The sequence below is a fragment of the Butyricimonas sp. RTP31003st1_G1_RTP31003_210430 genome (genome assembly GCF_040920905.1).
GTDB classification, from domain to species: Bacteria; Bacteroidota; Bacteroidia; order Bacteroidales; family Marinifilaceae; genus Butyricimonas; species Butyricimonas paravirosa.
Map to the genome: position 1 here is coordinate 44,916 of NZ_JBCOSQ010000018.1, position 12,115 is coordinate 57,030.

The following is a 12,115-nucleotide window of genomic DNA, read 5'->3' on the forward strand; positions in this document are numbered from 1 at the left end:
ATTTTAATAACAATAAAACTTCACAAAGTTATGAAAAATTATTGGATTAGGCCTCATTGCCGCATAGTACACCGGCACAAATTTCCATTAATCATGAAAATCTTTATCGTATTTATGTTATTCTTTAACATGAGTTTATCCGCTGTGACCTATTCGCAATCAAAGAGGGTGAACATCCGTTTACAGGAGGTTCCGATCAAAACTCTATTCGACGAAATTCAACGGCAAACCGGATATTATTTCGTGTTCAATTCAGAACAAGCGAAACAAATGGGAGTCTTCTCCTTGGATGTACAAGAAGAAACTGTCGAAAACGTATTGAAGGATATTTTGCATAACACGCAATATACCTTCAAATTCGAGGATGACATTATCATTATTGCACCCAAAGAAGTCTCCCAAGAACAACCTGTATTGAAAGGAACCGTCAAAGATGAAAAAAATCTGCCTCTACCGGGAGTGACAATTTTGGTAAAAGGAACCAGCAATGGAATTACTACTGATCCCCAAGGCAATTTCACGATCAAACTTCAACCGAATGATACTCTTGTGTTTTCTTTTATCGGAATGAAAACACAATATTTCCGATACACCGGGCAAAAAGAGATAACCATTATCCTTCAAGAAGATAAATTAGAGATTGATGAAGTTGTCGTTACCGGTATCTTTGAACGTAAATCAGAAAGTTTCACTGGAGCAACAGCGACATTCAAAGCAGAAGAATTAAAAAGAGTTGGCGGCCAGAATGTTCTCCAAAGCCTCAAAACACTAGATCCTTCGTTCTCTATTTTAGAAAGTCGTGATTACGGTTCTGACCCGAATCGTCTTCCCGATATTGAAATCCGGGGAAAAAGTAGCGTGATCGGTCTAAAAGAAGAATTCGGTACAGATCCCAACCAACCTCTATTTATCCTTGACGGTTTTGAAACAGATCTGAAAACAATTGTCGATCTGAACATGGATCGGGTTGCCTCTGTTACCATTCTAAAAGATGCTGCCTCGACAGCGATTTACGGAGCCAAGGCTGCCAATGGTATCGTCGTCATTGAAACGAAAAAACCAGAACCAGGTAAATTCCGGGTAACTTATAGCGGGAATCTGTATATTTCCATTCCAGACCTTTCCGACTATAACCTGATGAATGCCAAAGAAAAACTTGAATTTGAACAAAAAGCAGGCAGATATACCTCTCAACTCGGAAACAGTAATGAACAACTTTTCTTAGACAGTCTCTACAACCTGAATCAAGCAGAAATTGCAAGAGGTGTTGATACTTACTGGCTAAGCGAACCTCTCCGCACGGCAATCACGCATAAACACAATGTATACGCTGAAGGAGGAGATGATGCTGTTCGCTACGGGCTTGGTTTCACGTACAATGGCACAGACGGAGTAATGAAACAATCCAGCAATAGCCTTGTAGGAGCAAATTTTGACCTCACATACCGGAAAGGAAATTTTCTGTTAAATAACAAAATGTCCTACGATTATTACCAACAAGAAGATCCCATCGTTTCCTTTTCAGAATTTGCAAAAGCCAACCCTTACTACCGTAAAGATTCCAATTCGGGAGAAATTGAACGGTATCTAGTCGACATGAACACCTATAACGGTCAGTATACCGTAGAAAATCCGATCTACAATGCCAATCTCAATAGCTTTAAAAAAAGCGATAAATCCAAATTCGATAACAAATTGAATGCGGAATACCGAATTTTACCAGAACTCGTACTTAGAGGACGTTTCGCTTTAGGATTAAGTCAGACAAAATCCGATGATTTTACTTCCCCTCTAGACCCCTCCTACGACAAAGTTTCTTTTGACAAAAAGGGACGTTATATTAGTGGAAGTGGAAAAGATTTCTATTACGATGGAGATATCACGTTAAGTTATGGTAAAGTTTTCGGAGAAAAACATCAAGTGAATGCCGTCATCGGAACTCGGATGCGTTCGGACGAAAGTAATTCCGAAACAAACTATTCCACGGGATTTCCTATCGGAGATTTTAAACGTCCTTCCTTTGCCACCGGATATGCCGAAGGAGAGAAACCAACCTATACCAAATACATTACCCGGTCGAACAGCTTTTACTTTAACGGGGGATACTCTTTTGACAACAGGTACTTGATTGATGCTAATATCCGACTGGACGGAGCTTCTGTTTTCGGAAGTAACAAACGTTATTCAGAAACTTGGGCCGTGGGGCTTGCCTGGAATCTTCATAACGAAAAATTCATGCAAAATGTACAATGGTTAAACAGACTGAAAATCAGAGCCTCTATTGGTAATCCGGGGAACCAGAACTTCTCGACATTCCAATCCTACACAACTTACACATTTAATAACTGGATTCAGAATGCTTTCGGAGCCAGCATGATCGTGTCTAATTTCGGAAATCCGAATCTGAAATGGCAAAAGACTCTTGACAAGAATATTGGTTTCGACCTAACGTTAATGGATAACAGATTAAACGTAAACTTCGATTATTATAACAAATCGACAGACCCGCTTTTAGCTTCCATTTCAGTTCCCTCATCTGTCGGAGTCAAAACGGTACTCACGAATTTAGGTAAACAACTGACCAAGGGTATCAGCGGTACGATTAAATATTCTCCAATCTACCGGCCTCACGATCGCATAAACTGGACATTAAGTGCCAACTTCAAACACCAGACGGCAGAGTATAGAAATATCGGAAATAGTCTAGATCAGTTCAATCAAGAAAATAGAAATAAAAATTTGGTGAGATATTACGATGGTGGTAGTCCCACTTCCCTCTGGGCTGTACGTTCTTTGGGAATTAATCCCACGGATGGAAGGGAGGTTTTCCTAACGAAGGATGGGAAATACACTTTCGAGTATGATGTCGAAGATGAAGTAATTGTTGGAAATAGCGAACCCAAATTAGAAGGTGTCGTGGGGAGCGTTCTATACTACAAGGGATTCTCTTTCTCCTTATATTTCAGATATAGTCTAGGAGCAGATGTATTTACCGAAGCAACCTACAAAAAAGTAGAGAATATCTCCGAAAGTCAACTGAAATACAATCAAGACAAACGGGCCTTATACGATAGATGGCAAAAACCAGGTGACATCGCTAAATTCAAGGGTATTTCTCTCACGGAAACTACCCCGATCTCATCCCGTTTCGTTATGAGAGAGAACTATATCAAGGCAGAATCTATTTCAATCGGTTACGATTTCGACTCGGAATCAATTCAGAAATTAGGTATTCAATCGTTACGCTTACAAGCAAACACGACAGACTTATTCCGTATTTCTTCAATCACAGAAGAACGAGGAATAGAATACCCGTTTGCCCGTTCGTTTTCATTTTCTTTATCGATAATGTTCTAAAAAATAAATTATGAATAAAAGAATATACAAATTAACAGGTCTACTCTTCCTATTCGTACTTACGTTAATGGGATGTAATTCGTGGCTCGATGCCAAACCGGAAGACCGAGTAACAGATAAACAGCTTTACAGTACCGTACAAGGTTTCAGAACCGCACTGAACGGAATTTACGTGGAATTAAACGACAAATCACTCTATGGCGGAGACTTACTTGTCACGGGAATCGAAGTATTGGCTCAACGTTATGACTTCTCGGGAAACACGACAGATATCAGTAAAGTCGGAAATTATGATTACACGACAGACTATGCCAAAGCAAAATTCGCCGCAATTTGGGAAAAAGCCTATTCCCTAATCGCCAATTGTAACAAATTACTTGAATACGCAGAACTCAATCAAGACGTGTTGAACGGCCAAAACAGAGAATTAATCACAGGTGAGACTTACGCCTTACGTGCATTCCTCCATTTTGACCTTTTACGCCTATTCGGACCTATTTATAAAGAGTCCCCCTCTGCCGAATCAATACCCTATAACACGAAATATTCCATTTCTGCCACCTCGATACTTCCGGCAAATCAAGTGATCGAGAAAATCCTCAACGATTTGAAGACGGCCGAGGATTTACTACAAAAATCTGATCCAATCATTGAAAATGGGCCTCAGAATCAAGATTCGGAAGACGGATTAAATCATTATACTTATAGGGCTCAACGATTCAATTATTACGCGGTGAAAGCCCTGCAAGCCCGAGTCAATCTATATGCAGGAAATACCGAAGAAGCAGTAAAAGCAGCGAGAGCAGTCATTGCTGTTCAAGAGCAATGGTTTCCTTTCACCAAATACAGCGAGATCATGGGGGGTACGAAAAGCGCTGACCGTATATTTTCTTCAGAGATTATATTCTCATTATATCATTCTGCACGAAGTGATATCTTCACGGATTATTTCAGTCCGGACCTAGAACCCTCAGCTGTTTATCTTCCCAAGAAAAATCTCGACAAATTTTTTATACAAGAGACAGACAAAGACTGGCGCTACTCTTCTACATGGTTACAAGCCTCAACAAGAGACTATAAGTGTTTCCACAAATACGAAAATGTATCAACCACGACAAACTTAAATCATCTAATCCCGATCCTAAGAATCACCGAAATGTACTATATTATAGCAGAAGCTTCCACTGACGCTACCGAAGCATTAGATGCCATAAACAAAGTACTATACAACAGAGGATTAACAGAATTACCCAATAACGATAACTTGGCTTCGACTGTACAGGAAGAGTATAAACGAGAATTCTGGGGAGAAGGACAATTATTTTTTTACTACAAAAGGGTAAACGAACCTTCCATATATTCTTTCTCGGAAGGAAAATCCATCACAATGGATGCAACAAAATACGTGATACCCTTGCCGTTAAGTGAAACTGATTACCGTTAAAATGGAATGCTTTATGAAAAAATATCTACTTATTACACTATTTGCCCTACTTTGGTTAGAGTACAGTTGTGATTCCGAGTACGAAACCTATAACGGGGAAGACGTTATTTATATGAACGAAACGACAGATACCACCCGATTCTCTTTTACCTATGTCGATAGTAAATACGACAGGCAAACCCAAGAGATAAATATCAAAGCTGTCGGTAAAGTCTACGATTATGACCGGGTTGTCAATATAAAATTTACCCCAAAGAATGCGGTGGAAGGAGTCGACTTTGAACCATTAGCCGAGCAATACGTGGTAAAAGCCGGGGAAACAACTCTTGTTATCCCGATTGTTATGATACGTACGGATGCCCTCCAAACAGAAGAAAAAATCATCGACATGGAACTTCTGGACAACGAGTATTTCAAGACTTACTACGATTTTGGCTCCAACGACCGAACCACGTGGGTACAGACAGACAGATTGAGACAAACTTTAATTTTCTCAGAGTTTATGACACAACGGCCACAACAATGGAATCCCTATGTACTAGGCACGTTCACTCCCAAAAAGTTCAAACTAATATGTGACGTGATGGGTATCGAACGAGAGAAATTTCTAGATGCCTCTTACATGAGCTATCGAACTTCATACATCGGTAAATACATGAAAAAATATCTGGCTGACGAAAAAACTGCGGGTAGAACAATTTACGAAGAAGACGGAGTTACTGAAATGACTATGGGCCCACAAGCTCAATAACAAATACGGAAAATTATGAAAACAAAAGTATATACATTACTATCCTTTTGCGTTATATTACTATACTCGTGCTATTCAGACGAAGGGAATTACGATTATAAGGAGATTAACGAAGTTAAAATCAACGGTCTACCAAGTGGAATTGTCACCAAATTTAAAGACGTTGATACGCTAAAAATTCAACCGACGCTGGAAAACACACAAGCAGGTGGGAATTACGAGTACACTTGGACGGCCGTACTCCAGGACGGTAAGATAGATGATAAATTCGAGTTTGAAATTGGTAAAGAAAAAGATCTAAGTTATCTTATCAAACTTCCTCTCGCAAAATACTACGTTTATCTGGAAGTATTGGACAAAACGACTCAAGTAACTTGGCGACAAAAATTTGATCTAGAAGTAATTACTGCCACTACGTCAGGTTGGATCGTACTGAGCGATCAGGCAGGGATGACCCAACTAGACATGATCTCCCAAGCCGGGGAGGACGAATTCATGGTTCGAGACTTGCTCAAAGACTTCAATCTACCAAATAAAAAAGGGCCCAAACGTATTCTCATGAATGTAAATTATAGTAGTGGCGCAAGTAGTACGGAAGATAAGATTATCTTAATCACAGAAACAGGAAGTTGTTATCTGGACCCAGAGTATCTCACATGGGAAGAAGCCTTCGATTTAAAATACGAAATGGGAATGTTACCTGAACCGTTCATTCCGACCTGCGTAACTTCCATTGCTCCCCGGGATTGGAGTTATACTAGAAACATTTTATTAACTACCACCGAAGTATATTGCAAAAATGTCGGAAGTGGATATATCTACGAATTACCCAAAAATAATATTCTTGAAGAGGAAAAAACATTCAAAGTTGCTCCGGTAGTTATCACAAGTGGGGAAGATATAACCTCTCAATGGGAGCCACCAGTGATACTTTATGACACGGATAACAACCGCTTTGTTCAACTCGACTTAACCTGGAACGGAACCTCTTGCAGAATCCCGACTTTAAAGAAGGAAATATGGCCCATGGTTACAGGGAAAGACTTCGTCTATGCCACGAACACACGCCAGAATTACGCCAGCTCGTTCATTATTCTAAGAGATAATAATAATAAATTATGGCTACACGGTTTAGGTAACATTTACCAAAATTCCTTTGCCCAACTAGAAAAGTATTACTATCAGTTAGACGCTCCAGACATCGAACGAGCCAAATTGTTCGCAGTTCACACATATTATTACTTTCTGTTTTATGTCGTAGATAACCAAATATATCAGTTTGATATGGTTACCAAAGAAAGCCGAAAATTAACTCCTAAAGATAAGGATGGTAATGATATTAACTTCTCCGGAGAGGAAATCACATTTATCAAGTTTAACCTCCTTCAGTATGGGAACAGAAATGATCCGAACGGATATGGTCAAAGTGAGTATTGTCTCATCGTAGGTTCAACCAAAGGAGGTGAAACCGGAGGTATGATTCGAATGTTAAATATCAAGGAGAGAATGAATGACGAAGTAACCTTATATAAAGAATACCCAGGATTCGCCAAACCGATTGATATTGTATTTAGAGAAAGAAAATAATTATCTGCATCCGTTAGTAGAGTAAAAACAATAATTTAAACCGTGCCAATCATGAATATATTTCATTCGACTGGCACGGTTTAGTATTAGTATTTTCTAAATTTCACTACTATTCAATCATTAAGTACATCATCTCTTTACTTCGGTAAAATATAACACACTACAACTCTTATTCTTTAAAACGTTTCAGGTTCGCTGAAGTAAATCCCCATTCCGGAGTCAAAATACTGCCCTCTCCCTTGAGGGTGTACCACGGGGATTTATCACGCTCTTTCGGGTTCTCCAGCACTTGAATATCTTGAGCCGGCATATAGCTTTGGGCCAGCAAATACAACTTTTCTCCTGTTGCGGGATTCTCTGCCATATCGACCACGATGACCGCGTGCCCGGGTGAACCGCCTTGAATAAGCACGTCCCCGATCTGCATGGAAGTCACCGGTACGGACGTTAATTCCTTCGCCAAAGATAAAGTCCCGGCATAAGCGAACACCACGTCCAGATAGGCTCTAAAAGTTTTATAAGAGTAGTCTTTTTCTTTGGATTTGTACCAAGAAACTTGATTCCCTTTCACGCTGATCCGGTAACCTTCTGCCCATTTCGTGTAATCGGCACGGAAACCGTTCGTGAAGTTAAAGTGGATCCGGTCATACGCTTTATGCTTATATAGGTATTCCGCCCGCAAACGAATCACGGCATCGGCACATTGTTGCAAATCCCGCTTACCGATCTCCATATCCACCACGGCACAATACACGCTCCGGTTCCATTTCTCCCGGCCATCGAAATAATGCACTTTAGTCCCGTGAGAACGCAAAGGAAGGTTCCTCAGGTATTCACCAAAAGAACCTTCCTTCACGTTTACCCTCGCGTATCCCTCGGGGGGAACAATCCGGGTATGGATTTCTTTTCCATCCGCCCGGAGCAAAGTGTTCTGCCCTATCCCTTGCAGACAACAAAACAGGACGATGCAGAGGGTAATGCAATTTTTCATATTAATCCAGTAACATTCCAGCCGCAACTTCTTCAGCCACTTTCTTGGAAGTTAATTGCTCCAAAATAGCCAGACCGAATTTGAAAGCATACGCCGGACCTCTACCCGTGATCACGTTACCATCAACCACCACGCCATGAGGTTGCATTTCGGCACCCGGTAAATATTCTTCAAATCCCGGATAGCAAGTCATTGTATATCTTTTGTTCATTTTTATCTTACTCAACACCAAAGCCGGAGCTGCACAAATAGCCGCCACGTAACCACCTTTGTCAAAGTGTTTCTGAATCATTTGCACCAATGCCGTACAATCTCCCAGATTCTTGGCTCCCGGCATTCCGCCCGGACAAATCAAGAATTCCGCCTCTTCTTCTTTCACGTCACTCAACAAAAGATCGGCCATCACAGGAACTCCATGCGCGCCTGTAACCTCTTTCTTATCGGAAATAGAAACCGTTTTCACTTCGATCGTTCCCCGACGTAAAACATCTACAACCCCGAGAGCTTCTACCTCCTCAAAACCATCCGCTAAAAATAAAAATGACTTTCTCATAATTCTTGTAGTTTTAAATGATTCTCCAAAATTACGAAAAATATAACAGGTTTCAAATCCTAAATAATAAACTACTCCTTCACACGCACCAGTTTCACGGCATCAGCAATGATCAGTTGTTTCTTAACTGGTAATTTATCATCCGGCACGCCATGAACTTGCACTAAACCGGCACTTTTATCCTCTGCATCAGCCTTGATCTCCCCACCCCTGTCATCCAGAATCACTTGAGCCTTCCCGACCGGAAAATCGAATTTTCCCAAGGAAACCCACCCGACCGGAATAATATCCGCTTCCACGATCACCTCTTTTTCCATCAAGCTATTACATACCTTGTAATGCAGCAAAGAACCCGTGAAAACGGAACTAATCGGGGGATAAGTAAGTGATGAAACCTGATGATAAAAAAAGACTTCATATTTCCCGGTTTCCTTTATATCTGCTGTCCAGATAGCCTTTCCCGCCCCGGTTCCGGAAACTTTACCAAAAGCACTCCGCACGGGGATTCCATAGCTTTCTGCCGTGAACATTTCTGTCCATTCCTTCTTCTCCAATGACGCCTTAAAAGTCAATTTACGCTCCTTTGTCAAGAACGGTAATCTTTTCCGCTCCCCGGAATCAATCAACTGGAATTGTTCACTCCGGTTATCAACAATGATCTCGCCGGAATTTTCGAAGAAACGACGATCAATATCCCAAATGCCCTCCATGCCTTCCCTTATTTTGGAAATTCCTTCTTTTACTAAAGGAATATTATAATCACCGGGAAAATTAGCCGCCAAATTCGTCCCGATGTAACCATGATCCCCGTTCATGATAAATTTTACCTCCTTGCATACTCCGGCCGGAATCATGTAATATTTCTCTCTCAGGGGCATATTAAAATCCACGGCAATGCCTCCTTCTCGTTTCGACATAAATTCATCCACCGTTTCATCATCAGCAAGAATTGATATAACCCCATCCATATCCGACATATTCCATACTTTAAAACCAACTTGATATTTCGGGAAGCCATCCGTAATAATTTGCTGCACCTGAATATCTCTTATATCAAAAGACGGGAGTCCCTCCCGTTGGTATAATTTATCCATAAACGGAAGTAAATCAACCCCTAGATCAGTCTGAAAATTCCGAGCGATCTGTTCTAAAGTAATTTCTTCAAATTGAGTGCCGGAAGAGAGCTGTTCCGAGAATTGGTACAACTTTTCGGGGGCAACAGAAGTAGATAAATAAGCTGCCAATGCTCCTGCTTCCAACTCGAAAATTCTTGCCTGTACTTTATCCGGTAACGAATCGTTAGAAAGAATTTCCTTCAAGCTGGCTTGCTTTAAACAATCAATAGCTAACATATCATCCGGTCTGAGACCGGTATTTCCTATTGTATATTTCTTTTTAGAAATAAACATTTTGCTAAGTAGCATATTGGCTGCCGGATAAGTACCTGAAGACAAGAATCCCGTGAAATCGTAATACATAGGCAAAATGTCATGTAACTTTTGTTGAAGCAGCGTGACGTTAGATTGCAATCCCATACGTTCAACACTATAAATCCCTTCCGGATCATCCAAATTCTCCTGTCTTTCCTTTGCAAATTTTTTCGCAACAGTCATCGGAACGTAGGAAGGAATACTTGCTGCCCGTTCTCCCAAAAAAACAAATTCAGGCTGGACAAATTCGCTACCCGTTTTCCATTTCCGTAAAAAAGAAACAAACGAGAGAGGACTTTCTACCAACATCAATTTTTGAAACGGGTAGCCCCGCCCGATTCTTGCCTCCAAACGTCCTTTGAGCATGGCCAATACCTTGCTCAATTTCTCTCCCTGAATTTCAGTATACCCCTCGAAAAACAATTCATGGTCGGGGAAATAATAAAATTCCACATGAAGATTACCGATCTCGATTTCTTTCTTATGGTAGTTCCCGATACAAAGCGTTATCCCGGGTAATTTCTGCCTATTCTTGAAAAATACTTCACCTGTTCCGTATTCCGGCTCGCCTTGCGATAGAACCTGTTGTCCATCCCGTGTTTTTACCCGCAGAGTATATTCCGAAAAATTTATTTCACGAGCGTATGGTGATACCATATTGATCGGGGGGACAGCTACCGGGTACCAAAGAATTTCCGGGTGTAACAAGGTATAGTTTTCTCCCAGATAAGCAAAACGAGTTCCGAAATTGAATAATCCACGTCGCTTTCCGGGATCATACCTTCCTACATTATGCCGCTCTTCAAAAGGCACATCCAAGTAGCATATTGCTTCATCAATTTTACCTTTATAGGAGAGATGCAAAGAAATGGTATCACCCGGCAAAAGCTGGCGTTCAAGCACGACAACCTGCTGATCCCGGTGATAACCCATATCGTTACCTGCCTCCTTTAGAGAATAAATCTCTAACGAAGGATTCAGGTACAACACGATCTCCGAGAGCCTTTCCTGATTCCGATTCTGTAAGGTCATCCTGCTATCCAACCACATCTCTCCATCCTTCCACTCGTAGGTGATTTCATGGTTGGTAACCCGTGCTTTAGGTCGGGATTGATATTCGACATAAGCTTGCCTATACTCTTCTGAACGGCACTCCCGCTGCCGAATTGCATCCCAATATAAAAACAAACAGATCACGCTGCACAATACAACCACTCCCCCACTTCCCCATTGCAATCCTTGATGTTCTTTATGGTCCCGCAGACGTTTCATGTTAGCGACCCAGAATAAAACTCCGGCAACACCCAACCCGGTATAAGTCAAGCGATGCAGCAAATACCCCTTCAAATCAGGGTGTCCTACCACGTCCGAAAACATATTCGGCAAATTCCTGCCCCAAAAGTCAAACGCTCCAAACTGCCACTCATCCAAATAGAAATATATACCCAATCCCAAAAGTCCCAGAACTAAAACAGATAGCGGACGATTTTTGACCATTGCCGATATACTCAACGCACAGCCCAATACAAAAATTAAAGTCGGGATGGACAAGGTGAACAGATAGAAAACATAAATCCACACGTTAAAAGGGGCTCCTACAACCCAAAGGTTTATATACATACATACCAACAGCACGCATATATTCACGAAAAGGAACATCCTGAATATTCCTAGAAAACGACCGATGCAGTATTCACTGTTCCGAAACGGTCGGCACAGGAATACTTCCATCGCGTCTTTTTTCCTTTCCCGGTACACGACCTCCATGCACACAAACAAAGCAATCAGGACTTGTACCAGGTTATAGTAATACATACTAAAAAAAGGAAAAGAAGAAGGAAGAGCCACTTTATACCAAAACACATTTACTCTTCCTTGCTTTATCATCTGCCATAACGAAATACCGACAAGGGCAATCACTACAAATCCCAGAAAAACAATATCTCGTCTTAACAATTTAGACTCATAGCGAGCCACGATATTCACGTTACGCATATTCATT

General features: G+C 41.0%; 7 protein-coding genes. 4 read left to right on the forward strand and 3 right to left on the reverse strand.

Annotation, left to right across the window (positions count from 1 at the left end):
* Positions 1-93: 93 nt before the first annotated feature.
* From AB5542_RS07630 to AB5542_RS07645, 4 genes are read left to right on the forward strand one after another with little or no spacing between them, the layout of a single operon-like run.
* Complete coding sequence (locus tag AB5542_RS07630) at positions 94-3,357, forward strand: SusC/RagA family TonB-linked outer membrane protein (protein ID WP_270542767.1); 3,264 nt, start codon at positions 94-96, stop codon at positions 3,355-3,357.
* 10 nt (positions 3,358-3,367) lie between these two features.
* Positions 3,368-4,801, forward strand: a complete 1,434-nt coding sequence (locus AB5542_RS07635) for a RagB/SusD family nutrient uptake outer membrane protein (protein ID WP_270542768.1) — start codon at positions 3,368-3,370, stop codon at positions 4,799-4,801.
* Between the two features lie 13 nt (positions 4,802-4,814).
* Complete coding sequence (locus tag AB5542_RS07640) at positions 4,815-5,552, forward strand: DUF4843 domain-containing protein (RefSeq protein ID WP_279040235.1); 738 nt, start codon at positions 4,815-4,817, stop codon at positions 5,550-5,552.
* Between the two features lie 15 nt (positions 5,553-5,567).
* Positions 5,568-7,139 carry a PKD-like family lipoprotein gene (locus tag AB5542_RS07645; RefSeq protein ID WP_279040237.1) on the forward strand — a complete coding sequence of 524 codons (1,572 nt, stop codon included), beginning with the start codon at positions 5,568-5,570 and terminating at the stop codon, positions 7,137-7,139.
* Between the two features lie 169 nt (positions 7,140-7,308).
* On the opposite strand, the gene AB5542_RS07650 is transcribed toward AB5542_RS07645, so the two are convergent.
* From AB5542_RS07650 to AB5542_RS07660, 3 genes are all read right to left on the reverse strand, one after another.
* Positions 7,309-8,130 (reverse strand): DUF4846 domain-containing protein, encoded by an 822-nt coding sequence (locus AB5542_RS07650; protein ID WP_279040239.1) that lies wholly within the window; start codon positions 8,128-8,130, stop codon positions 7,309-7,311.
* 1 nt (position 8,131) lies between these two features.
* Entirely contained in the window at positions 8,132-8,683 is a 552-nt protein-coding gene (locus AB5542_RS07655; protein WP_087422303.1) for a DJ-1 family glyoxalase III, read from the reverse strand.
* A 71-nt stretch (positions 8,684-8,754) separates the two neighbouring features.
* A complete protein-coding gene (locus tag AB5542_RS07660) occupies positions 8,755-12,108 on the reverse strand; it encodes an ABC transporter permease/M1 family aminopeptidase (protein ID WP_279040242.1) in 3,354 nt (1,117 codons plus the stop codon).
* Positions 12,109-12,115 lie beyond the last annotated feature (7 nt).